This window comes from Spirosoma sp. (assembly GCF_026391055.1).
Lineage (GTDB): Bacteria > Bacteroidota > Bacteroidia > Cytophagales > Spirosomataceae > Spirosoma.
This window is the reverse complement of sequence record NZ_JAPLET010000026.1, coordinates 43,954-65,546: the sequence shown is the minus strand read 5'-3', so window position 1 is coordinate 65,546 and position 21,593 is coordinate 43,954. Positions and strand designations below refer to the sequence as shown.

Annotated in this window: 19 protein-coding genes; 7 read left to right on the top strand and 12 right to left on the bottom strand. The window is 52.0% G+C overall.

Annotation, left to right across the window (positions count from 1 at the left end):
• Positions 1 to 123 precede the first annotated feature (123 nt).
• Positions 124 to 1,062, bottom strand: a complete 939-nt coding sequence (gene fmt / locus NT073_RS23525) for a methionyl-tRNA formyltransferase (RefSeq protein WP_297378542.1) — start codon at positions 1,060 to 1,062, stop codon at positions 124 to 126.
• Positions 1,063 to 1,373: 311 nt separating this feature from the next.
• Here fmt and greA point away from each other — a divergent pair, with 311 nt between their 5' ends.
• Complete coding sequence (gene greA / locus NT073_RS23520; RefSeq protein WP_012925656.1) at positions 1,374 to 1,847, top strand: transcription elongation factor GreA; 474 nt, start codon at positions 1,374 to 1,376, stop codon at positions 1,845 to 1,847.
• 96 nt (positions 1,848 to 1,943) lie between these two features.
• A complete protein-coding gene (locus NT073_RS23515; RefSeq protein WP_297378535.1) occupies positions 1,944 to 2,336 on the top strand; it encodes an HIT family protein in 393 nt (130 codons plus the stop codon).
• Between the two features lie 114 nt (positions 2,337 to 2,450).
• On the opposite strand, the gene NT073_RS23510 is transcribed toward NT073_RS23515, so the two are convergent.
• The 3 genes from NT073_RS23510 to NT073_RS23500 all read right to left on the bottom strand — a co-directional run bounded on the left by NT073_RS23510 (position 2,451) and on the right by NT073_RS23500 (position 6,501).
• Complete coding sequence (locus NT073_RS23510) at positions 2,451 to 3,959, bottom strand: tagaturonate reductase (protein WP_297378532.1); 1,509 nt, start codon at positions 3,957 to 3,959, stop codon at positions 2,451 to 2,453.
• Between the two features lie 155 nt (positions 3,960 to 4,114).
• On the bottom strand, positions 4,115 to 5,107 hold the full coding sequence (locus NT073_RS23505) for a sugar kinase (protein WP_297378528.1): 993 nt from the start codon (positions 5,105 to 5,107) through the stop codon (positions 4,115 to 4,117).
• Between the two features lie 44 nt (positions 5,108 to 5,151).
• Positions 5,152 to 6,501, bottom strand: a complete 1,350-nt coding sequence (locus NT073_RS23500) for an MFS transporter (RefSeq protein WP_297378525.1) — start codon at positions 6,499 to 6,501, stop codon at positions 5,152 to 5,154.
• A gap of 98 nt (positions 6,502 to 6,599) precedes the next feature.
• On the opposite strand from NT073_RS23500, the gene uxuA reads away from it, so the two are divergent.
• From uxuA to NT073_RS23485, 3 genes are all read left to right on the top strand, one after another.
• A complete protein-coding gene (uxuA, locus tag NT073_RS23495; protein ID WP_297378522.1) occupies positions 6,600 to 7,799 on the top strand; it encodes a mannonate dehydratase in 1,200 nt (399 codons plus the stop codon).
• 140 nt (positions 7,800 to 7,939) lie between these two features.
• Entirely contained in the window at positions 7,940 to 9,352 is a 1,413-nt protein-coding gene (gene uxaC / locus NT073_RS23490) for a glucuronate isomerase (protein WP_297378520.1), read from the top strand.
• A gap of 9 nt (positions 9,353 to 9,361) precedes the next feature.
• Positions 9,362 to 10,213, top strand: a complete 852-nt coding sequence (locus NT073_RS23485; RefSeq protein WP_297378517.1) for an alpha/beta hydrolase — start codon at positions 9,362 to 9,364, stop codon at positions 10,211 to 10,213.
• A gap of 72 nt (positions 10,214 to 10,285) precedes the next feature.
• On the opposite strand, the gene NT073_RS23480 is transcribed toward NT073_RS23485, so the two are convergent.
• The 3 genes from NT073_RS23480 to NT073_RS23470 all read right to left on the bottom strand — a co-directional run bounded on the left by NT073_RS23480 (position 10,286) and on the right by NT073_RS23470 (position 12,584).
• Positions 10,286 to 11,563: an amidohydrolase family protein gene (locus tag NT073_RS23480; RefSeq protein ID WP_297378515.1), complete on the bottom strand. Its 1,278-nt coding sequence runs from the start codon at positions 11,561 to 11,563 to the stop codon at positions 10,286 to 10,288.
• Positions 11,564 to 11,641: 78 nt separating this feature from the next.
• Positions 11,642 to 12,058, bottom strand: coding sequence for a hypothetical protein (locus NT073_RS23475; RefSeq protein ID WP_297378512.1), 417 nt, complete (start codon positions 12,056 to 12,058; stop codon positions 11,642 to 11,644).
• Positions 12,059 to 12,128: 70 nt separating this feature from the next.
• Positions 12,129 to 12,584 (bottom strand): DUF4920 domain-containing protein, encoded by a 456-nt coding sequence (locus tag NT073_RS23470; RefSeq protein ID WP_297378509.1) that lies wholly within the window; start codon positions 12,582 to 12,584, stop codon positions 12,129 to 12,131.
• Between the two features lie 126 nt (positions 12,585 to 12,710).
• Between NT073_RS23470 and NT073_RS23465 the strand changes: the two genes are divergently transcribed.
• Positions 12,711 to 14,750, top strand: coding sequence for a M13 family metallopeptidase (locus tag NT073_RS23465; RefSeq protein WP_297378506.1), 2,040 nt, complete (start codon positions 12,711 to 12,713; stop codon positions 14,748 to 14,750).
• Between the two features lie 80 nt (positions 14,751 to 14,830).
• Here NT073_RS23465 and NT073_RS23460 read toward each other — a convergent pair whose 3' ends face one another.
• On the bottom strand, positions 14,831 to 15,994 hold the full coding sequence (locus tag NT073_RS23460; RefSeq protein WP_297378503.1) for a spore photoproduct lyase family protein: 1,164 nt from the start codon (positions 15,992 to 15,994) through the stop codon (positions 14,831 to 14,833).
• 209 nt (positions 15,995 to 16,203) lie between these two features.
• Here NT073_RS23460 and NT073_RS23455 point away from each other — a divergent pair, with 209 nt between their 5' ends.
• Positions 16,204 to 16,725 (top strand): DinB family protein, encoded by a 522-nt coding sequence (locus NT073_RS23455; RefSeq protein ID WP_297378500.1) that lies wholly within the window; start codon positions 16,204 to 16,206, stop codon positions 16,723 to 16,725.
• Between the two features lie 37 nt (positions 16,726 to 16,762).
• On the opposite strand, the gene NT073_RS23450 is transcribed toward NT073_RS23455, so the two are convergent.
• From NT073_RS23450 to NT073_RS23435, 4 genes are read right to left on the bottom strand one after another with little or no spacing between them, the layout of a single operon-like run.
• A complete protein-coding gene (locus tag NT073_RS23450) occupies positions 16,763 to 18,067 on the bottom strand; it encodes an enolase C-terminal domain-like protein (RefSeq protein WP_297378496.1) in 1,305 nt (434 codons plus the stop codon).
• A 14-nt stretch (positions 18,068 to 18,081) separates the two neighbouring features.
• Positions 18,082 to 19,209: a mannonate dehydratase gene (locus NT073_RS23445; RefSeq protein ID WP_297378493.1), complete on the bottom strand. Its 1,128-nt coding sequence runs from the start codon at positions 19,207 to 19,209 to the stop codon at positions 18,082 to 18,084.
• Between the two features lie 20 nt (positions 19,210 to 19,229).
• The gene (locus NT073_RS23440) at positions 19,230 to 20,093 is read right to left on the bottom strand and encodes a 2-hydroxy-3-oxopropionate reductase (protein ID WP_297378490.1); all 864 of its coding nucleotides are present in this window, start codon (positions 20,091 to 20,093) and stop codon (positions 19,230 to 19,232) included.
• Between the two features lie 30 nt (positions 20,094 to 20,123).
• Entirely contained in the window at positions 20,124 to 21,569 is a 1,446-nt protein-coding gene (locus NT073_RS23435) for an SLC13 family permease (protein ID WP_297378488.1), read from the bottom strand.
• Between the last annotated feature and the right edge of the window lie 24 nt (positions 21,570 to 21,593).

The window sequence follows — 21,593 nt, the reverse complement described above, 5'->3', positions numbered from 1 at the left end:
GAAATGAGTTAAGGTGTTACCAGCCAAAGAAGTAAGGGGTTCCTCTTTTACTAGTTAAAAGCTCTTCTCACCAAATATCAAACCCTTGGTTTGGATGCCTCAATCAGGAAAATCCTTCAAATCCTACGAATCTTGGTTCAGACGGTTCCCCCGCAAAAACTCTTCCGCCGTCATACGTCGTTTGCCTTCGGCCTGGAGGGCGTCGATCTGTAGCCAGCCGTCGGCCGCCCGAACCAGAATAATTTTCTTATTGTCGGAGAAGGCTTCACCCGGTTGTTCGGCCGCAAAAGGCGACTCATTGGCAACGGAGACCGCGTAAATCTTGAAAACCTTTCCGTTAATTTTCGTCCAGGCAGTGGGGTAAGGCGACAGCCCCCGTACGAAATTGCGAATCTGAATTACCGGCTGGTTCCAGTTGATTTCGGTGGACTCCCGGCTGAGTTTCGGGGCCGGTTTCAGGTCTTCGGCTACGGGTTGGGGCGTGCGGGGATACGTACCGGCCTCAATAGCATGAACCGTTTTGACGACCAGATTGGCACCCCGCTCCATCAGTCGGTCGTGAACCGTTCCGGCGGTATCGTCCGGGTAAATGGGTTCATAATCCTGAAAGATCATCTGCCCCGTATCAATTTCTTTTTCGATAAAAAAGGTCGTCACGCCGGTTTCCGTCTCACCGTTGATAATAGCCCAGTTAATAGGGGCGGCTCCGCGGTACTGCGGCAACAGCGAGCCATGCAGATTAAATGTTCCGATGGTTGGCATCCCCCAAACCACCTCCGGCAGCATTCGGAAGGCTACCACGACTTGCAAATCGGCCTGATAGCTGGCGAGCTGTTCCAGAAAAGCCGGATCGCGGAGCTTTTCGGGTTGAAGGACCGGTAAATTAGCGGCTTCGGCTGCTTTCTTTACGGGTGACGGGGTCAACTGGAGTCCGCGTCCCGAAGGCCGGTCGGGAGCGGTGACAACGGCCACGACCTGAAAACCGGCTCCCAGCAGACGCTGGAGGCTGGCAACGGCAAAATCGGGCGTGCCCATGAATATAATACGAAGGGGTTGTGGCATGTTTCGGTAAATCAGTTTTTACGAAGACAACCGGCTATGTGTTGATATAGCCGGGAAGTATTTTTACTTTTGTATCACAAGAAGCGTTGCTTCCTGCACGTTTCAACAGAATATGACTGGCCTGTAACCGGCTTAGCCTATGCAACGATTATTTTTTTACATCTTTGGACCGAGCGCTTCGGAAACCCGACGGCGACTCTGACGCGTCTGCAAAGAAAACCAATTTGGTTGCAGAACGGTCGGTGTACCGTTCTTTTTGTTTTTAGGGAGCACACCAATAAATACGAATAACGAGTAAGTACGACTACATTATGGCAAAGATTTCTTATTACACAGAAGAAGGACTCAACCGGCTGAAAGCTGAATTGGTTGAGTTGAAAACTAAAGGCCGGGCCGCAATTGCCCGTCAGATTGCCGAAGCCCGCGATAAAGGAGACCTTAGCGAAAACGCCGAGTACGACGCGGCTAAAGATGCACAGGGGCTACATGAACTGAAAATATCGAAACTGGAAGAGGTACTCTCGAACGCACGGGTTCTGGACGAATCGACCATTGATGCCTCGCAGGTATCGGTACTATCGAAAGTAAAGATCAAGAACAAGAAAAGTGGTGCAGAGATGCTCTATATCCTCGTTTCAGAAGAAGAAGCAGACCTTAAAACTGGCCGTATTTCGGTGGGTTCGCCCATTGGTAAAGGCTTGCTCGGGAAACGCGTTGGCGACACCGCCGAAATTAAGGTACCCGCTGGTGTGTTGGAGTTTGAAGTAATGGAAATAGCCCGATAAATTAATGGATAATGTAAAATGAATAATGACAGATGGGGTCAGATCCAGTACTGCATTTTACATTGTCCATTATCCATTTTACATTATTCGTTACCTATGCCCTCTATTTTCTCCCGAATTGTGGCTGGTGAAATTCCGGCTCATAAAATCGCCGAAACGGACGACTACCTGGCGTTTCTGGATGTAATGCCAACCACCACGGGGCATACGCTGGTTATTCCCAAGAAAGAGGTCGATTACCTGTTTGATTTGGACGACGACCTGTATATCGGGCTGATGGCGTTCGCCAAAAAAGTTGCCCCGGCTATCGAGAAGGCGGTTCCCTGTCTACGCATCGGTGTGGCAGTGGTTGGTTTGGAAGTGCCGCACGCACACGTCCACCTGATTCCGCTCAACTCAATGGCTGACATGAACTTCCATAACAAAATGAATCCCAGTCAGGACGAACTGGCGGCAACGGCTGAGAAAATCCGGGCTTTTTTAGACTAGAACTGTTACTGTAGTTCCCGATGGTCGGCACTACAGTAGCTTCTTTTGAAAACCAATAGCCCCGCCAGCTACCTGAATCTGGCGGGGCTATTGGTTTAAGATTTTATTGGAGAATCAGGCAATCACTTTTTCGAGACTCTTTTCGACACCATCCGTCAGTAACGCATTCAGGTTTTCGGCAACGTTTTCGCTAAAGCCGGGTAAGGCGGTCAGATCGGCCTGCCAGAGCGTTGTATCAGACAAGACACTCTTCACAAAGGCGTCAACTGTGGCTGTATCACCTTCGTTTACCGTTTTCCAGTCGCCATAAAAGTAGCCTGCTTTGTCATCTCGAATCGGATAGTTGAGTATTCCACCACCCGGCAGGGATATTTCGCCGAAGAACTGCCCGTTTTCTTCCCGAACAACCTTCATAAACAACAAATAAGCCGCGAACCCGAAGGCCATAAGTTTGGGTTCGGTGTTGAACTGCTCGTAATAGCGTTGCAGCGTAGCTACATTTCGGGCCTGCATTTTAGCCGTCTGCTGAAGCGAAATATTCAACAGCAAATGGTCCAGATGCGGGTTGCGGAACCGGTCCAGAACGTCATGGGCGAACTGGGCAACGGCGGCTTTGTCCATACCCGGAATGTCGTAGTCGGGTACGGTTGGCACGATTTCATTGAGCATCAACTGCTCGACAAATTTGCTCATGGCCGGGTGCCTCATTTCATCGGCTACCGTTTCCAGTCCAAGCAGATAACCCAGTGGCATGGTTAACGTGTGCGTACCATTGAGCACACGAAGCTTCCGCTCCTTATAAAAATTAATATCCTCATCAATGATAATCTGTGGCGTAGATGGACCCGCAAACGACAATGTTTGCCGGACACGGTCATCGCCTTCAATTGCCCAGAGGTGATAGGGCTCCGTGAAGGTGAGGAGGTCATCTTCGTAACCTGCTTCATTCTCAAAAGCCAGCTTATCTTCCTCGGTGGGGCGCGTAACGATCCGGTCGACGAGAGAGTTACAGAACCGAACGTGGAATTTGAGCCACTTGGTAAAGAGCTTGCCTAACTCGTTGAACTGAGCCAGTTTCTCTACGGCTTCCCGTAATTTCAGTCCGTTATCGGTAACGAGTTCCGTGGGGATAACAACCAGCCCTTTGGCTTTTGAGCCACCCACACTGCGAAACCGTTCGTAAAGAAACGCCGTTAGCTTGGCCGGAAACGACTGGGGTGGATGCTGAAAAATACTCTCCTCGACATAATTGAGGCCAATTTCTGTGGTATTGGAAATGATGATCTGTAGCTTTGGGTTACGGGCCAAAACCAGCACGTCGTTCCACTGGGTCTGTGCAGCCAGCACCCGGCTGATCGCCGAAACAATGGTATTTTCGACCACTTCCTGCCCCTGTTGAACACCCCGAACCGCAACCGTGTAAAGGTTATCCTGATCCGAAAACTCATTCGTCTGGCTATCAGTCGATTTTACGACCACAATAGATCCTTCGAATCTCCCTTCGCTATTCGCCTTTTGTATTAAATAATCAGGTAAGCCTCGCAAAAGTACACCCGTACCAAATTGAAGGATTTTTTCCGGGTAAACAGGTACTGGATGGGTTGAACGGGTTAATTTAGCCATGGTTGGACGTGCTGCAATCTGGTCTGCAGTTATAATCAGACGGATTTACTATTAACTTAAATTGACTTTTTTATTGAGTTCATCATAATTCGGCAATAATACGAACTACAGCGTTACCCGTAGCCGGTATTTTATCGTAAGCACAAAATGACTGCTCATCGCTTTAACTTTCCTGAACTGTCGCCATTGGCCAGCGTCTCAACTTCAGCAATAGTAGCCAGGTTTACATCCCCTGCAATGGTGTGTTTCAGCGCAGAGGCAGCCGCACCAAACTCAACGGTTCGTTGAAGATCATTGAAGGTCAGCAAGCCATAAATCAAGCCAGCCATGTATGCATCGCCCGTACCAATACGGTCGACGATGGATTGAATGTCGTGCGTTCTGGATTTGTATACGGTTTCACCGTCGAACAGTTTAGCTGCCAGTTGGTTGTGCGACGCACTGATGGACCGTCGTTTGGTATCGGTGATATACCGTACGTTGGGAAAACGCTCCATAAGCGCCCGGCCCGATTCCTGGAATGTACTGCCGACAACCCCGTAGAGGTCTGAAAAAAGGCTTTTACTGCCCAGAACAAGCGTACAGCCCCGGGTTAGGGCGGGCATTATTTCCTGCGGTGTTTTGCCATATTGCCACAGGTTGCTACGGTAAACGATATCGGCGGAGACGGGAACACCCAGCCGGTTAGCGGTCTGAATGCCAGCCAGCAAGCAATCCGCTGCCCCCTGCGACAGCGCCGGGGTAATTCCCGTCCAATGGAACCACGACGCGCCACTTAGCACAGTTTCCCAATCGACCGAATTCGCCCGGATACGCGCAAACGCAGAGTCTACCCGATCGTAAATGATCTGGCTTGCCCGGCTTCCTGCCCCCGTTTCGAGGAAATACAGCCCCAGTCGCCCGTCGCCGTATTGAATGTGTTGGGTGTCAACGCCGTATTTGCGCAGATAACCTGCTGCTGACCGCCCCAGTGCATGATCTGGAAAACGGGTGATGTGGGCCGATTGCATACCAAACTGCGCCAGCGAAACGGCTACATTGGCTTCTGTACCGCCAAAATGCATGTTCAGGCTGTCGGTTTGCGCAAGGCGGTCAACGCCCGGTGGGCTTAGCCGGAGCATGACTTCGCCAAAGGTGATTATTTTCATGCGTACTAGTTAAAGAGCTAAAGCAACCAAAGGACAGGATACGTCTACCGCTTACTGTCTACCATATAGTCGCCCATTAATTCCTCGGTTTTTACGGGCTCTAATTTGGGTAAAATCAGATGAATAAGTATAAGAGCGATCAGATACGAGCAGCTTGCCACAATAAACATGGGCAGGTAGCCGAAAGCGGTGATGATTCGTCCGGCCAGCAGCGCCAGCAGAATACCGCCAACTGTTCCGAACATACCACCAATGCCGGTTACAGATGCCACTACATTCCTGGGAAATAAATCCGACGCGAAGGTATACATATTTGCCGACCAACCCTGATGAGCGGCCGTTGCGAGCGCAATGAGGGCAATGGCGATTGTCAGGCTGTTGGTTTGTGCGGCAAAGAAAATAGGGACAACGCATAGCGCACAAATTAGCAATGTTGTTTTACGGGCCCGGTTTGCCGACCATCCCCAACGCATAAACTGTGTGCTTAGCCAGCCGAAGAAAATACTGCCCGCGTCGGAAACGACGTAAATAATCAGGAAGGGTAATCCGAAGCTTTTAAGGTCCAGTCGTTCATCAAGGGCATCGTTCGAGTTGAAAAAATCGGGTAACCATGACATATAGAACCACCAGATTGGGTCGGCCATGAGTTTCCCAACGGCAAAAGCCCAGGTTTGTTTGTAGCTCAGCAAGCGACTCCAGGAGACTTTAAGGGGCGGGGTTTTTTCGGCATCTGCCCGGATATAAGCCAGCTCTTCGGTGGAGAGTTTCGGGTGCCGTTCAGGTTTACTGTATAGCAGCCACCAGAATATCAGTAAGCCGAAGCCCAGAACGCCCGTTACTAAAAAAGAACTACGCCAGCCAAACTGCAAAATAAGGTAAGGAACGGCGAGGGCCGTTAGAATAATGCCCACGTTAGTACCTGCATTGAAGAGACCATTGGCAAAGGAGCGTTCGCGTCGGGGAAACCATTCGGCAATGGTTTTGATGGCTGAAGGAAAATTCGCCGATTCACCCAACCCCAGTAACGCCCGCATCCAGCTTAATCCGGCAATGGTATTAACCGAAGCTGTAAGAACACCGGCAACGCTCCAGACCAGAATCCCCAGCGAGAACCCCCGTTTCGTACCAATGCGGTCAACAAGCCAGCCAGCCAGTAGAAAACCGATGGCGTAAGCGAATTTGAAGGCGGCATCGACATCTCCATAGAGCACTTTAAACCGGTCTGTTGCTTCTTTAGTAAGGACGGCGTCGGGAGCAATATCCAGCATATCTTTCCGAAAAACTTCGTCCGTCATAGTAAAAGACAACACTTGCCGATCAATGTAATTGATCGTCGTTGCCAGAAACAATAAAGCGACAATACGCCAGCGAAAGCGGCCGGAAGGTGTTGGCATTTGCAAAACAACCAGGAGTTTTGGGGAGAAAAGGAGATCTGAGTGCTTTTTTACCTTACTTAGTCTTTCTGACTTGCCAACTTACCAACTACATTACAATGCTTGAACAAACCTGGCGATGGTTCGGTCCAAATGACCCTGTGTCGCTTAATGATGTCCGACAGGCCGGTGCCACCGGTATCGTTACTGCCCTGCACCAGATTTCGAATGGAAAAGTATGGTCACTGGAAGACATTCTGGACCGCAAGGCGATTATCGAAGAAAAAGGTCTAACGTGGTCGGTCGTTGAAAGTATTCCAGTACATGAGGGGATCAAAACCCGCACGGGCGACTATCGGCAATACATCGAAAACTACAAGGAGTCTATCGTCAACCTGGCAAAGGCAGGAATCGACACGGTCTGCTACAATTTTATGCCTGTACTCGACTGGACCCGCACCGACCTCGACTTCCCCATGCCCGATGGCTCAACGGGGCTTCGCTTCGATGCCGTTGAATTTGCTGCTTTCGAATTATTCATCCTTCAGCGGCCCGGTGCTCAGTATCTATACAACGATGAGCAGAAGCAACAGGCCCGTACTAAACTGGATGGCATGTCCGATGCCCAAGTGAAGCGGCTGGTTCGTACTATCATTGCTGGACTGCCCGGTTCGGAAGAGAGCTATACCGTCGAGCAGTTTCGCGATGCACTTGATGCGTATAAAGATATCAGCGACCAGGAATTGCGCCAGAACTTGTACTCGTTTCTACGCGAGATCGTACCCGTAGCCGAGTCGGCTGGCGTCCGGCTGGCTATCCACCCCGACGATCCGCCGTACCCGATTTTAGGACTGCCCCGCGTTGTTAGTACTGAGGCCGACGCCCGCGCGTTGCTGGCCGCCACCGACTCACCTGCCAATGGACTATGCTTCTGTACCGGCTCATACGGCGTCCGGGCCGATAACGACCTCGTCGGGATGGTTGAGCGGCTGGGGCCGAGCATTCATTTCGTTCACCTGCGCAGCACCCAGCGCGATGCAGATAATCAACCCGGTCGGCATAGTTTTCAGGAAGCCAATCATCTCGAAGGCGATGTGCCGATGGTGGGCGTGACGCGGGCGTTGCTGGCCGAACAGAAACGTCGTGCTGCAGAAGGTCGGCAGGATACTCGTATGCCATTCCGGCCCGACCACGGCCACCGGATGCTCGATGATCTTACCTCCGGGAAGCGAACCAATCCGGGATACACGGCCATTGGACGTCTGCGTGGACTGGCTGAGATTCGGGGACTTATGCTCGGCTTATCGGCGGGAGAGTAACCCCTGAACCGCCGGTGACCTGCATTTTTGTTTATCTTGCAGGAGCCAACGGTAGCTACAAACAGATCCAAATGTGCTCATTAAATCACAAAAAATAACACTAAGCCGGGAGAAATACCCCGGCTTTTACTTTGGTAATTATGTACACGCTCGCTCCCGCTCCTACGTTCCTGTCCGACGATTTTCTGCTTCAAACCGAAACCGCCCGTCGGCTTTATCATGAGTATGCCCGGCAAATGCCGATTATCGACTACCATTGCCATCTGCCACCCGACCAGATTGCCGCCGACCGGCAGTTTGAAAACATGACCCAGCTCTGGCTGCACGGCGACCACTATAAGTGGCGGGCTATGCGTACCCACGGCATCCCCGAACAGTACTGCACTGGCGACGCGTCGGATTGGGAAAAGTTTGAAAAATGGGCTGAAACGATTCCCTATACCCTCCGTAACCCGCTTTATCACTGGTCGCATCTGGAATTGAAAAATCCGTTTGGTATCAATGAGGTGCTTAATCCGGCCTCGGCCCGGTCGATTTATGATTCGTGTAACGAACAGTTACCCAACCTCTCGGCCCGTGCACTGCTCAAACACTTCGATGTACGTGTTGTGTGTACAACGGATGACCCGCTCGACTCGCTTGAGCACCATAAGGTTATCGCACAGAGTGACTTTACCGTAAAGTTGCTGCCTACCTTCCGGCCCGACAAGGCCATGGCCGCTGATGACCCGGCCTCTCTTCGCACCTATGTGCAGAAACTGGCGGTCGTTACGAATCGGGAGATTCAAAATCTGACGAACTACCTCGATGCGCTCAAGTCGCGGCATGATTATTTTGGGGAGATGGGTTGCCGCCTGTCCGACCATGGCCTGGAGATGATCTACGCCGAACCCTACAAAGAGGGTGATGTGCAGCGGATATTCGATCACCTGCTGCGCGGAGTCGATGTTTCGCCGATTGACGTGCTGAAATTCAAGTCGTTCATGCTGGTGCAGTTTGCTGAGTGGGACCACGCCAAAGGCTGGACCCAGCAGTTTCACCTTGGAGCACTCCGAAATAATAACGTCCGTCGACTGCGTGAGCTTGGTCCGGATACGGGTTGGGACAGCATTGGCGACTTCCCACAGGCGGCTTCGCTATCACGTTTTCTGGGCGGGCTGGACGACCGGAATCAACTGGCTAAAACAATTTTGTACAATCTGAATCCGGCTGATAATGAAGTAATGGCGACCATGATCGGCAACTTCAACGACGGGTCGGTGCGGGGTAAAGTACAGTTTGGCTCCGGCTGGTGGTTCCTGGATCAGAAAGACGGGATGGAAAAGCAGATCAATACCCTGTCGAACATGGGGCTTATCAGCGCGTTTGTGGGTATGCTCACCGATTCTCGCAGTTTTGTGTCGTACAGCCGCCACGAGTATTTCCGTCGCATTCTTTGCAACATCTTTGGCAACGACATCGAGAATGGCGAATTACCAAACGATGTTGACTGGGTAGGCCAGATTGTGCAGGATATTTGCTACCGAAATGCCGAGCAGTATTTCGGCTTCTAATACTAGTCGATGACGCACACGTTTGTCGAAACCAATAATGCCTCGCCGGTTCGGTTGCATGTGGTGCAGGCCGGACCGGACGATGGCCCGCTTATTATTCTGCTGCACGGCTTTCCGGAATTCTGGTATGGCTGGAAACAACAGATCGATGCGTTGGCCGAGGCTGGCTATTGCGTGTGGGCACCCGACCAGCGCGGGTATAACCTGAGCGCTAAACCAAAGGGTATCGATGCCTATGGCCTTGACACCTTGGTGGCGGATGTAATTGGTCTGATTGATGCGTCCGGGCGGCAGAAAGCGGTAGTGGTCGGGCACGATTGGGGAGCTGCCGTAGCCTGGTGGACCGCCGTTTCGCATCCCGAGCGTGTCGAACGGCTGGTGGCCCTGAATGTGCCGCATCCTGTTGTCATGAAGAACTACGCCAGCCGCCATATCGGTCAGATGATGCGGAGCTGGTACATCGGCTTTTTTCAACTGCCCTGGTTACCCGAAGCCGTATCGAGCGCCGGAAACTGGTCCATGTTTGTGCGAACACTGCTTGGCAGCAGTCGGCCAGGGACGTTCCGGCGGGCCGATTTGCAGCAGTATAAAGCGGCCTGGTCGCAGCCGGGAGCCGTAACCGCTATGATCAACTGGTACCGGGCCTCACTCCGCAAACCACCCGCCCGTCGACCATCTGTCCGGGTCACCGTCCCCACCTTACTCATCTGGGGTACTCGCGACAAGTTCCTCAAGCAGCAAATGGCCCAACCCAGCATCGACCTCTGCGACAATGGCCGACTGGTCTTTCTCGAAAATGCCTCCCACTGGGTCCAGCACGAAGAAGCCGAACGAGTGAATGAATTAATACTAAGTAGATAGTGGAATGTGTGTAATAGGTGGAGTCGAGTTTGGTAACCACTAACTCGACCTATTACATATATTCCACTATTTTCACTGCTTATACACCTTTCCGTCTTTCATGACGAACTGGACGGTTTGCAAGGTTTTGATATTTTGGATAGGATTTTCTGCTACGGCGATGATATCCGCCATTTTGCCAGTTTCAATGGAGCCGATTTGGGCGTCCATACCCAATAACTTGGCGTTGGTCATCAGGGCCGCTTTGATCGCTTCTATGGGCGGCATACCAGCCTCAACCATGTACTCGAACTCCTTGGCGTTGTAGCCGTGGATGTAAACGCCAGCGTCTGTACCAAAGGCAATCTTAACACCCGCTTTGTAAGCTTTAGCAAACGTTGCCTGAATCTTTGGCCCAATGGCGAGGGCTTTTGGGGTTACCAGAGCCGGATAATAGCCAAAATGCCGGGCTGAATCAGCCGCTGTTTTACCGGCAATGATGGTTGGAACGTAGTACGTGCCGTGTTTTTTGAACAGTTCAATTGCTTCATCATCCATCAGCGTACCGTGCTCGATGGTCTGTACACCCGCCCGAATGGCTCGTTTCATGCCTTCTGCACCGTGGGCGTGGGCCGCCACCGGAAAACCGTAATCTTTAGCCGCATCGACAACTGCTTTCACTTCTTCTTCGGTGAACTGAGCACCGGAGCCATCTTTCGCATTGCTCAATACACCACCGGTGGCGGTAATTTTAATCAGATCAGAGCCGTCTTTATAGCGTTGCCGAACGGCTTTACGGGCATCTTCAGGACCGTTAATCACTCCTTCCATCGGACCGGGGTCGCCCATCAGATCTTTACGGTAGCCGTTTGTTGGATCTGCGTGCCCACCCGTTGTGGCAATGGATTTCCCAACGGTCAACACACGAGGGCCATCCACCAGGCCGGCATTGATAGCGTTGCGTAACGAAACGTTTACGCCCGACCCACCCAGATCGCGAACCGTCGTGAAACCGGCCATCAGCGTTGTTTTGGCATATTGAGCGGCCTGATAGGCAATGTCGGCCTGGTTCTTCGTAAATCCGTCAATAGCACCACCGCGTCGGGTTTGGCTTTCGAGGTGAACGTGCATGTCAATAAGACCGGGCAGAACCGTTTTCGATTTCATGTCCAGCACCCGGTCCTGACCGGCGGGCGTGGTGTATCCTTTTTGAACAGCCGTGATTTTGTTGCCTTCAACGACAACCGTCATTTGTGGCTGTAGGTTGTTACTGACGCCATCAAGGAGGTTTCCACAGTGAATTAAGGTACGTTGGGCAAACAGGGGAGCAGCCAGCAGCGACAAGCCAGCCAGTAGGTACATTTTTTTCATAAATGAAGTTAGTAGGGTACAAAAAAGGCTGCAACGATAGGTTGCAGCCCTTAAAGTACGAAAACGCTCTGAAAACACTTAAATTTTTGTCACCTGCACAACGGCTGTTTTAGGCTGGTTGTCATTACTCAACGTTGGTGTAGGGTTTACTTCGCGTAAAATCACTTTATAGGTTTCACTCTTTAACGACACCGTTGTTGAGTCGGGCCGTTTGGTGGTGCTACCGGGGTCGGCTCCCAGGGAAAGCCGGACGGCAGTAGAATCCGAATCTTTTTTTAGTAGTAACTTAACTTTTGCCTGTCCTGCCCATATGCAATTAACATCGGCGGGGCAGCGGCTATCCTGAATCGAGTCGGCCCGTATAACAATATCAGAGCCAAGGCGACCTGATTGATGCAGAGCCAGCGAAATAGAATCCGTCGGGGTTGTTTCGTTGGATTTGCAGGCCGAAAAGAGGATTGTTCCGACGATGAGAAAACCAGAAAACCGTTTCATTGAGTAAAGCATAATCCTTGATTTTTTTAGAGAAGATGCTTTACTCAATGAAACGGTTGGAACCGATTCTCTATTTTTTTACGATCACCCCATCGGCCACAAAGGTCAGGGCTTTTTCTGGCTCGGTGATCTTTGCGATTTCTTCTTTGGATTTACCCGCGTCCTGGGCGAAGTGACGGAGATCGGCAACGGGTGTCGTTGTGTTTTCGGCGGTGCCTTCTACAACAACGGTTTTGCCAACTATGTCTTTCGGAACAAAAAAGCCGTAGTCTTTAAAGGTCACGCGCATCGTTTGCCCGTCGCCGGTTTTGACCTTCATCCAGCAGCCCTTCACTTTACAAACAGACTCAACAGTGCCTTCCACTTTAGCTGGCATTTCTTTTTTGTCGGCCATTTTTGTGGCTAATTCGGTGGCTGGTAGGGCACCCGATGCCGTGATTTTTTTGCCGTGATAGCTATTCTCCGTTTGTGCAAATAAACCAAACGAGACGGCAACGAGTAGACTGGTGAGCAGGATGGTCTTCATGATTTACTTGTTGGTTTCGAGTGTATTGTTGATAACCGTATTTACGCTGATGAGTCAAGTCGACCCGTACGATATGGTTATATTTACACTCAAAATTACCAAATCCACTGCATTTACAAACCCCGTATGAACCTCATTCCAAAAATTCTGTTTACGGCGCTCTCAGTAGTCGCCATAGCCGCCTGCCAGCAAAAAGAAGAAACCACCACCCGGACGTCATTCTTCGATAAATCCGGGATGGATACAACCGTGAGCCCCGGCGATGACTTTTTTACCTATGCTAATGGCAAGTGGGTAAAGGAGACGAAAATTCCCGACGACCAGACTGGTTGGGGATCCTTCAATACACTTTACGAAGAGAACTTACAAAAGACTAAATCGATCCTTATCGAAGCGGCTGCATCCGATGCTAAAGCGGGTAGTATTGAGCAGAAAGTAGGTGATTTTTATGCCAGCGGTCTGGATACGACAACAATTGATAAACTTGGCTACGAGCCGTTGAAAGCCGAACTGGCCAAAATTGAAGCTATTAAAGATTATAAAGAGGCTTTGAATTACCTGGCCGCCAGTCCGGGTAATCCGGGTGGTAAGTTCATTGGCTATTACGTAGGGGCTGATGACCGGCAGAGTACTATCAACCGAATCAACTTCGGTCAGGCAGGGCTCAGCTTACCCGAAAAGGATTATTACACCAAGACTGACGAGTCGACAAAGAAGATTCGTGCGGCATTTCTCAACTATGCGGCCAAATTATTTACGCTTGTGGGGGTAGACTCTCTTTCCGCCAAAACGAAAGCCAATACAATCTTAACCTTCGAAACGACCCTCGCTCAATCGCACAAGGAACAGGCCGATTTACGTGATCCGGTGGCGAATTACAACAAATTTGCTGTTGCCGATCTGACCAAGCAGATGCCTAATCTCAACTGGCGGGCGTTGCTGAACACTATGAAGCTGATCAACGTCGACTCGGTGCTGGTGGGCCAACCCGGCTATTACAAGGCGCTGGATAAAGCCCTGCCAACGGTGCCCATTAGTGAGTTGAAAGATAAATTGATATTTGACCTGCTGGATGAAAATGCCAGACTGTTAAGTGAGCCCTTTGAAAAGGCCCGGTATGAGTTTTATGGCCGAACACTCTATGGTCAACCCAAACAGGCTGACCGCTGGAAACGGGTTACTCAATTTGTTGACCGTGGTTTGGGCGAAGCGCTGGGCCAGTTGTGGGTGAAAAAATATTTCCCGGCCGAAGCCAAAGAGCGCATGCTCACCTTGGTAAACAACCTGCAAAAAGTATATCGGGAGCGGATTGAAAAGCTAGACTGGATGGCACCCGAAACTAAAAAAGTGGCGCTTGTCAAGCTGGACCGGTTTGTAAAGAAGATCGGCTACCCCGATAAGTGGAAAGATTACTCCGACGTGACCATAAAACGCGACGATTTCTATGGCAACGTTCAGCAAACGTACATCCATCACGTAAAAGAAGATTTTGCCAAGATCAACAAACCTGTCGACCGGGCCGAGTGGATGATGACACCGCCAACGGTAAACGCCTATGCCAATCCTACAAACAACGAAATCGTTTTTCCGGCGGGTATCCTGCAATTTCCCTTCTTCGACAAAGACGCTGACGATGCGATAAACTACGGTGCCATCGGTATGGTAATCGGCCATGAAATGACCCACCTTTTCGACGATCAGGGCCGTCAGTACGATGCTAACGGTAACCTGCGCGATTGGTGGACCAAAGCGGATGCCGAGCGATTCAATACGAAAACACAGGCGGTTGTCAATCAGTACAATAACTTCACGGTGCTAGATAACCTGCACCTGAACGGCCGCCTGACGCTGGGCGAGAACCTCGCCGACCTGGGCGGTATCACGCTGGCCTATCAGGCGTTTAAACTAACCAAACAGGGCCAGGGTACCGAAAAAATCGACGGCTTCACACCCGATCAGCGGTTCTTTCTGGGCTTTGCGCAGGTCTGGCGTACTAAAGTTCGTGATGAATCCCTGCGCGTTCGAGTGGCTACTGACCCGCACTCGCCAGATAAGTTTCGGGTAAATGGACCACTCACCAACTTCGCCCCGTTTTATGCGGCTTTCAACGTAAAGCCGGGACAGAAGTTATACAAGCCGGAGGTGCAGCAGGCCAAAGTGTGGTAAGGAAGGTTTTGAGAATTGAGTTTTAAACGCCATATCTTCAAGATATGGCGTTTAAAACTCAATTCTCAAAACCTGGATAATCAGGTCCAATACAGAATCGGTGCTTTGGGAAAACGCTTCGTCCATTCGGCATAGAAAAAGGCTTTCATTTCCTTCATCTCGTCTGGCCGGTACACGTACTTGGTGCCGCCGAATTTGTTGCGCTTCTCGGATCGCGTGGCCTCATCCATATCCAGCGAGGTGTTCGGATACCACTGCAACAGAATGTCTTTGGAGCCAGGGGTGAAGCGATGGCTGATGAATTCAACATTCATATCGACCGTTTCGCCACCCTGTGCAAAGTCCAGTACCTCGGCCATTCGGTCGAGAAGGGCGGTGTAATGGTCGCGCCAGTTCGGAATGGGCATGATGGGCGCCATGACCAACCCGATGGGGTAGCCGCCACCACCCAGTTCTTTCGGCATCGCCAGCTTGCGGATACCCTGTAGCCGGGCTTCAACGGAGGCTGTTCCCCCTTCGAGACGACGGGCAATCGTGTCGGCGTTGAGGCTGACACGGGCGCGGGTATGGCCGTTATGAGGCAGGTTCAGTAGACTATCAACCTGGTCGTATTTTGTTACAAAACGTAATTCGGCCATTTCCCGTGTGCCATAGTACCGGATGCACTCCGCCATGCTTCCCGTCAGGTGCTCAATGCCTAACACGTCGGTATAGCAACTCACCTCGAAGGTAGTTGGGCGGCTTGCGCCATCGGAGTCAGTAGCCGAACTTTGCCAGGTGCGATTAGGTGGATAGGTACCCTCGTAGGTGGCGGTATGGGCCAGCATTTTGGGTAGGTTTGCGTAGGCCCGCACAACCGGCGGCCCAGAGAGGCTACCGGCCAGATAACAATACTGACAGTGTGCCGGGCAACCCTCGGCCAAATTCATCTGCCAGTCGGCGGAGGGAGGAATAGGCTGGAGTTTGAATGCACCGGGAGGGGCGTTAACGATGGCCAGGGTGTTCTTGGCGTTTCGATAGGTCTCCCGCTCGTCGGCACCGCGCAAGCCTGTAATGCGGTTATTTTTGGCAATTTCGATGGGCAGATCGAGCGACGAAATACGCTCGTACATTGCCTGACCAAAGGGTTCGGTAAGGGCATCGGCTGTGAAAATGACCCGCTTTGGCATCCATAGGCGGGCCGATTTTGTTAGCGGTTCAGGAACAGAAGTGGATACGGGCGTTGCGGTTAGTTCAGGTATCATAACGGAGTAGAAAGGGTAAGATGGCGCGTTTTAAGCAAACTCATTTATCTGTATATATAACAGATAAATGAACAGGATGAATCCCTGATAAGTGAATTAATCTGGTTGGTAATTATCTGATAATTAGATACTTATATATTTATGTTTGTGTGACAGGTAGCCACACCCGTTGTTCAATAACCGATCACTCCGCTACTTGAAATTACCGTATGGAAGCACAGGGAATCAATATTCAGGATCAACTGAGAGAGGATTACGCAGCGTTTATAGAGTGGGCCAATTCACTTTCCGAAGAGCGGTTTATGGCACAGGTCGATGGGAAATGGTCTGTAGCTGAGGTCATGCAGCACTTGTATCTGTCGGCTCGTCCGGTAGCCCGTCTGCTGGCTGGACCGCGTGACGTACTCAATCAGTGGGGTATGCCGGAAACGCCACCCAGAGAGTACGACGAAGTGGCATCAAGGTATAAACGTGTATTGAGTACGGGTGTAAAAGCCCCCGCCAGCATGTCGCCCCGATTGGAAGATGTTCAGATCGGACGCAGCGATATGGTGAAGCGATTTGAGGGTGTTTACGACGACTTGATTCGGGCCGTGGAAGTTTGGCCGACCCAGGAGCTGGATGACTACTGCATTCCACATCCCGTACTCGGCAAACTATCGGTGAGGGAAATGCTTTATTTCACGAGCATCCACACGCAGCATCATTTAGGGTTGTTAAAAAGCATGTAGTGCCGACCGTTGAAGCGTCCCGGTCGGCACTACAGCTTCACCAGCGTACCGATTGAAACTTCCAGCCGGGCTGTACTTTCTGCATTTCTATTTCGTCGTCCCGCTTGGTGAGTCCGCAATCCAGGTAGTTCTGGTGCAATCGGGCCAACGCTTCGCGGTCCAGCTCTACTCCCAGGCCCGGCTCCTGAGGCACGAGTACGGCCCCTTCCTCAAACGTAAAGCGTCCGGCGGTGATCACTTCATCGGACTGCCATGGGTAATGCGTGTCGAGTGCATAGGGCACCTGAGGGAGGGCCGCGCCGAGGTGAACCATTGCCGCCAGCGAAATGCCCAGATGACTATTGGAGTGCATCGACAGGCCGCGCCCGAACGTCTCGCAAATACCCGAAAGCGTCATTGACGCCCGAAGGCCACCCCAGAAATGGTGATCGCTGAGAATAATATCTTCGGAGCCGAGGGCGATGCTGCCGGGAATATCCTCGAATGAGGTTGTACACATGTTCGTTGCCAGGGGCGTTTTTACCGCTTTTCGAACTTCCGCCATATTTTTCTGCCCCCGAACCGGATCTTCCAAGTATTCGAGAATCGGCTCCATCTGACGCCCGTGTTTGATGGCCGTCTCAACAGTCCAGAGGGCGTTCGGGTCCACGCGCAGGGGAACGTCCGGGCCAAATGCTTCATACAAAGCAAACATCGCATCAACTTCCTGCTGCGGTTCAAATACCCCTCCCTTAAGTTTGATAGACTGGAAGCCGAATTCCGCGCACATTGCTTTGGCCTGCGCTACAATTTCGGTCGGGTTTAGAGCGCTGGCCTGCCGGGCGGCTGCCCATCCCTGTACGGTCGGGTCCGTACCGAACGCCAGCGGCCCGCCAGCACCTTCGTATTTATAAAATAGATAGGCCGAAAAAGGAACCCGATCCCGCATCTTCCCACCAAGCAAATCCACCACCGGACGCCCCGTAACTTTCCCGATAATGTCGAGACAGGCCACCTCGATCGCGCTGAAAATATGCACCAGTTTCCGCTGATCCCAGGGGGCTTCTCCGCGTTGGGCGGCACTCTCCGTCCCGAACCGGTTTATCAGCACCTGCCTGATTTCGCTGAGTTGAAAGACATCCCGGCCAATGAGCAACTCTCTGGATTCGTTGAGGGAGGCATCAATGGCGGCCGTACCCGGTATTTCGCTGATCCCCGAAATGTTATCGTCTGTAATGATCTCGACAATAGTTCGCAGGGCATAGGGTGCGTGCAGCCCGGCCGCGTTCAGCAGGGGAGGGTCGACAATGGCAATGGGGGTAATGATGATCTGGTTAATTTTTGGACCCGTTCTGGTATGCATTTTTGAGTAACGCGTTAGAGTGCTTCGTCGGTAATGGTTTGCAACAGCCCTTTGATGTAGCCGTAACAGAAGGAAAAAGCCTGCAAATCGGCGGCTGAGTCGGCATGGTGCGGCACGTGGTCGGGCATGACCATGCCTGAATAGCCCACATCGCGCAGGGCACGAACAACATGCAGGAAATTCATGTCGCCATTGTCGGGGTACACTTCCTGAAAGTTGTTCCAGCCGCCTTTAATGTTCCGCAAATGAACGTTGAAAATCTGGTTTCGCTCGCCCACCCATTTAATAATCGGCATAATTTCGGTTTTTGGGTCTTTCAGCCCTTCGGCAATGGAGCCGATACAGAAATTGAAACCGTGGTATTCGCTATCGTACAGCTTCGCAAACCGCTGAATACCCTTGAACACGTCCGGGCTGTTCCAGCGGCTAATACCCCGGTAGCCAATGGGCGTTGGCGGATCAGCAATGTGATTGGCCAGTTTGACCTTGTACTCTTTGGCGACCGGCAGAATGCGATCCAACAGATAGGTGATGCGCTCGAACATCTGCTCGATGGATACATCACCGGCTACGGTTTTGGGGGCGTTTTGCTTGAGCGCTTCTTCGTAATTCCAGGTGCTGTAAATGGCATTGCCCCGTTTCGGATCAACCGTTTTACCCGTACGCAGTACCGGCAATATGGTTGTATTGTAGTTCAGTACTTTGATGCCCGTCTTTCCGGCAACCTGAATCATCTGCTGGAGAATCTCGATTTCCCGGTCCCGTTCGGGGCTTTTGCCCAGCATGATGTTTGGGTATTCGGCTTTGTCGATGCCCGACGATGCCAGCGGAAAATGGTACGCGTCAAGACTGATGCCGTATTTCTCGCAGGCGTCCCGTTTCCGCATGGAGTCATCGAGGTCCCAGCCTTTCCCGGCAATGGTTTTGGGGGCTCCACCGTCGATGTTGAAAATGCCATGACGGGCTTTGAACTCCAGATTCTCGATGGTTGTACCACCCGACTGGCAGCCCGCTTTCATTAATACCTTTTTCGGACGTTCGGGTTTTTGCCCTGTATGTCCAGCTGTTACTGAATCGACACCAAACGTGGCAGCACCCACGGAACCGGCCGTCAGGGCTTTAATAAAGCTTTTACGTTTCATGATGGTAAAGGTTTAAGGGGTTATTCGTTTTCCAGTAACAACAGGAGTGAGCTATGATCCAGGTCGCCGTTACCCTGCTCGATGGCCACCTGCATCTGGTCGGCTACCAGGGCAGTACCCTTGAGCGGAACAGAAAACGCTTGTCCGGTCTGTAGGGCGATGCCCATGTCTTTTCGGTGTAATTTGATCTTGAAACCCGGCGTGAAGTTTCGCTCGATCATCCGTTTGCCATGCAGGTCTAGGATGCGGCTTTGGGCGAAGCCACCCAGCAGCACCTCGCGCATTTTCTCCAGGTCGACACCCGCTTTTTGGGCTAGCGCAAAGGCTTCGGCAACAGCTTGAATTGTCATGCCCACAATCATCTGATTACAGGCTTTGGTGGTTTGTCCCGCGCCCGGCTCACCGATACGTACAATATTTTTACCCATCGCCCGAAATACCGGCAATGCCCGTTCGAAAGCCGCTTCGCTGCCGCCAACCATGATGGAAAGTGAGGCCGCTTCGGCTCCCACCTGCCCACCCGAAACCGGTGCATCCAGCGCATCGACGCCTTTTCCCTGCATCTGGTCGTAAATGGATTTGGCCGTAGCGGGTGCAATGGTCGACATGTCAATGAATAGCGCACCCGGCCGAATACCGGCCAGTACACCCTCCGCTCCGGCCACGACCTGCTTGACATCCGGCGAATCGGGCAGCATCGTGATGACGATGTCACAGGCCTGCGCCAGCGCCTTGCTCGTTGGGAATGCCTCGGCCCCCGCGCTTACCAGGGCATCGGCCGCTTTGCTCCGACTCAGAATAGACACCGGATACCCCGCTTTGATCAAGTTAAGGGCCATGGGCTTGCCCATAATACCCAGTCCGATAAACCCTATTTTCTCCATGTGATTTCCATAAACCGACTACCAGATACTTTATACTAATGGGAATAACTGGGCACCAATGAGAATGATAACCAGGCCAGTCAGACCCATGACGACCAGCAGGGGCGAGATGGTTTTGAGCGCTTCCTGCTCCGTCAAGTTGCTGAGCTTACAGATAATCCAGAACCCGGCATCGTTCATCCACGGCACCAGTTTCGAGCCGCAGCCAATGGCCAGACCGAGGTATAGCGGATGAAATTCGAGGTTCGCATTACCGGCCATCCCCGACAGAATGCCCGACGCTGTAATCAGGGCCACCGTAGCCGATCCCTGCGCCGTCCGGACAACAGCTGCTATGAAAAAAGCCATCGGAATGAGCGCCATCTGATACTCTTTGGTCATGTCGGCGATGCGGGCGCTGATGCCCGTTTGCTGGAGCATACCACCAAAGGCACCCCCCGCAGCTGTAATCAGGATAATACCGCCCCCACTGAGCAACGCTGCCTGAACAAACGGCGAAAGTCCCTCTTTGCTCCCCTTTTTCTCTCGGGCCAGCACAAGCAGGGCGGCAATGCCACCGGTTACAATGGCGATGTTTTTATCCCCGAAAAATTTGATCAGGTTCACCAGTTTCATACCCAAAGGCGAGGTCGTCAGCGGTGTGCCGGGCGTTGCCATGGCGGTGAGGGCTGTGTCGGCACAGATAAACACCAGTGGAATCAAAACCGGCAGGAGAGACAATCCCAGTCCCGGTAGATGCATCGTCTCTTTGGCCGCGATGGCTTCAATGTCGACCAACCGGGCATCCAGCGAATCACGCAGCGGAATCGGCCATTTTTTGTTCGCCCAAAGGGCAAAGAAATACCCGGCGGTGATGGTGAACAAGCCAACGATGGTGCCGCCAACCATCATCATTCCGATGGGAATGTGCATTTCGCCAACCAGAAACAACGGCCCCGGTGCGGGTGGAACCAGCGAATTGGCCATAGCAGCACCGGCCATGACGCATAGAACGAGCAGCAGGTAATTTTTGCCGATTCGCAGGGTCATGGCTTTGGCCAGCGGCATCATCAGGAAAATAACGGTGTCGAAAAAGACCGGTATCCCCAGAAAGAAGCTGCTGACCAGAAATGCAATGGGAGCCTTCTCGATGCCCGTCAGCCTCAGCACCGAACGGATAATTCGTTCGGCAGCACCGCTCTCCAGCATGCATTTGCCGATGATAGCGGCCATGGCAATGAGGATGCCTATTTTCCCACAGGTATTGCCAAACTCGGTGGCAATGCGTTCGCCAATGCCCTTTTTGGACAGGGCCAGCGCGGCTGCGGGCGCGGTGCCTTTAGCCAGTGCGAATTGTTCTATGGCGGAAGCTGGGGTTAAAAAAGCCACGACGAAAGCGCCGAGTAAGAGTGCCAGAAAGGGGTGGAGCTTCAGGCCAATGATGCCGCCAACGACAATGATTACGCCTAAGGCCAGGATAAGTAAGGGGTCAGTCATTCAGGAAAAAGTAAAGTTTAGGTG

What these genes read in the sequence shown, in the direction of transcription:
- fmt (WP_297378542.1), bottom strand. Translation starts at nt 1,062, where the DNA reads ATGCCACAACCCCTTCGTATTATATTCATGGGCACGCCCGATTTTGCC.
- greA (WP_012925656.1), top strand. Translation starts at nt 1,374, where the DNA reads ATGGCAAAGATTTCTTATTACACAGAAGAAGGACTCAACCGGCTGAAA.
- NT073_RS23515 (WP_297378535.1), top strand. Translation starts at nt 1,944, where the DNA reads ATGCCCTCTATTTTCTCCCGAATTGTGGCTGGTGAAATTCCGGCTCAT.
- NT073_RS23510 (WP_297378532.1), bottom strand. Translation starts at nt 3,959, where the DNA reads ATGGCTAAATTAACCCGTTCAACCCATCCAGTACCTGTTTACCCGGAA.
- NT073_RS23505 (WP_297378528.1), bottom strand. Translation starts at nt 5,107, where the DNA reads ATGAAAATAATCACCTTTGGCGAAGTCATGCTCCGGCTAAGCCCACCG.
- NT073_RS23500 (WP_297378525.1), bottom strand. Translation starts at nt 6,501, where the DNA reads ATGCCAACACCTTCCGGCCGCTTTCGCTGGCGTATTGTCGCTTTATTG.
- uxuA (WP_297378522.1), top strand. Translation starts at nt 6,600, where the DNA reads ATGCTTGAACAAACCTGGCGATGGTTCGGTCCAAATGACCCTGTGTCG.
- uxaC (WP_297378520.1), top strand. Translation starts at nt 7,940, where the DNA reads ATGTACACGCTCGCTCCCGCTCCTACGTTCCTGTCCGACGATTTTCTG.
- NT073_RS23485 (WP_297378517.1), top strand. Translation starts at nt 9,362, where the DNA reads ATGACGCACACGTTTGTCGAAACCAATAATGCCTCGCCGGTTCGGTTG.
- NT073_RS23480 (WP_297378515.1), bottom strand. Translation starts at nt 11,563, where the DNA reads ATGAAAAAAATGTACCTACTGGCTGGCTTGTCGCTGCTGGCTGCTCCC.
- NT073_RS23475 (WP_297378512.1), bottom strand. Translation starts at nt 12,058, where the DNA reads ATGAAACGGTTTTCTGGTTTTCTCATCGTCGGAACAATCCTCTTTTCG.
- NT073_RS23470 (WP_297378509.1), bottom strand. Translation starts at nt 12,584, where the DNA reads ATGAAGACCATCCTGCTCACCAGTCTACTCGTTGCCGTCTCGTTTGGT.
- NT073_RS23465 (WP_297378506.1), top strand. Translation starts at nt 12,711, where the DNA reads ATGAACCTCATTCCAAAAATTCTGTTTACGGCGCTCTCAGTAGTCGCC.
- NT073_RS23460 (WP_297378503.1), bottom strand. Translation starts at nt 15,994, where the DNA reads ATGATACCTGAACTAACCGCAACGCCCGTATCCACTTCTGTTCCTGAA.
- NT073_RS23455 (WP_297378500.1), top strand. Translation starts at nt 16,204, where the DNA reads ATGGAAGCACAGGGAATCAATATTCAGGATCAACTGAGAGAGGATTAC.
- NT073_RS23450 (WP_297378496.1), bottom strand. Translation starts at nt 18,067, where the DNA reads ATGCATACCAGAACGGGTCCAAAAATTAACCAGATCATCATTACCCCC.
- NT073_RS23445 (WP_297378493.1), bottom strand. Translation starts at nt 19,209, where the DNA reads ATGAAACGTAAAAGCTTTATTAAAGCCCTGACGGCCGGTTCCGTGGGT.
- NT073_RS23440 (WP_297378490.1), bottom strand. Translation starts at nt 20,093, where the DNA reads ATGGAGAAAATAGGGTTTATCGGACTGGGTATTATGGGCAAGCCCATG.
- NT073_RS23435 (WP_297378488.1), bottom strand. Translation starts at nt 21,569, where the DNA reads ATGACTGACCCCTTACTTATCCTGGCCTTAGGCGTAATCATTGTCGTT.